Origin of the sequence: Synechococcus sp. R8-2, from assembly GCF_047461715.1 — a bacterium.
Classification (GTDB): domain Bacteria; phylum Cyanobacteriota; class Cyanobacteriia; order Thermostichales; family Thermostichaceae; genus Thermostichus.
This window is the reverse complement of the sequence record NZ_JANSHQ010000703.1, coordinates 1-713: the sequence shown is the minus strand read 5'-3', so window position 1 is coordinate 713 and position 713 is coordinate 1. Positions and strand designations below refer to the sequence as shown.

Here is a 713-nt window from a genome sequence, read left to right as displayed (position 1 = left end):
GGGGGGGGGAACGCTTCAGGCGTGGGCGCGGCGGCGTTTTGAGTACTGGGCCGATGGGAGTGCCCGCCTCCACATAGAGCAGGGATCCACGGCGGCGCACCTGCAGATCCCAGAAATTGCCTACCCCTTTGCCCGGCAGGGATCCGATCAGGCGCAATTTAAAGGCTTGGGGCTTGGAGGCTGCGGCTCCATCCTTCTGGACTCGCTGAGAGGGAGAGTTGGCGGAAGCTTTTTTGCCCGATTGACGGATCTTGACAATGATGAACCCTTTCTCCTGCGATTGAAAAACGACCTCGCCCCGGATGGAAAACCAATCCGGCACCACTGTTGGACGGGATCCCTCGGGGAGAGTTCGCCCCATTTCTTCTGGGGCCCACACCCCCAGCAACTGCACGTGCAGATCTTCGGTTTTGTCGCGGGTGCGAGGATAAACCACCCACAGATAGTTGCGTTCCGGCCGTAGATGCTTGCGTACCAGGCTCATCACCCGGCCCAGCAATACGGCATTCAGATCCAGGCCATCCGAGGTGCGCAAAATCCCGCGGGTAAAGTGCTCTGGGGAGGGGATGTATTGCCCTTCGATGAGGCCGATGGCTCGGTATTGCATCTTCTCCCCAGGCGGGGGGATGGGTTCCAAACAGACTCGCTCTTTCTTTTCTTCCAAGCTAGCAGTGGTACTGACAACAGGCTGCAAGGACTCCGTCCCGCTGTCG

At 59.5% G+C, this 713-nt stretch carries 1 pseudogene; it reads right to left on the bottom strand.

The window, feature by feature from the left end:
* Positions 1-607, bottom strand: a pseudogene (locus tag NW819_RS14035) (hypothetical protein); the annotation flags it as partial.
* Positions 608-713 lie beyond the last annotated feature (106 nt).